Origin of the sequence: Psychrobacter sp. PP-21 (assembly GCF_033790785.1) — a bacterium.
In the GTDB taxonomy this organism is placed as follows: Bacteria; Pseudomonadota; Gammaproteobacteria; order Pseudomonadales; family Moraxellaceae; genus Psychrobacter.
This window is the reverse complement of record NZ_JAMYEB010000132.1, coordinates 1-243: the sequence shown is the minus strand read 5'-3', so window position 1 is coordinate 243 and position 243 is coordinate 1. Positions and strand designations below refer to the sequence as shown.

Genomic DNA, 243 nt, shown 5'->3' with positions numbered 1-243 from the left:
ATATGGCCATCAAGAACAAACGACCCAACCAACAGCTGATTGTGCATTCTGATAGAGGCAGTCAGTACTGTAGTTATGACTATCATAAGATCATTAAGAAGCATAAATTTAAGGGCTCAATGTCCAGACGTGGTAATTGCTTTGATAATGCTCCGATAGAGAGTTTCTGGGGCATATTGAAAAATGAGTTAGTGTATCATCAGGATTATAAAATGAGATTCGAAGCTATCAATGACATCATTA

The 243-nt window shown here is 37.0% G+C and carries 1 protein-coding gene; it reads left to right on the top strand.

Annotated features, from left to right (window positions below; genetic code table 11):
* Positions 1-243, top strand: a 243-nt coding sequence (locus tag NJD71_RS13890) for a DDE-type integrase/transposase/recombinase (RefSeq protein WP_336623822.1), incomplete at both ends; no start/stop codon positions are given.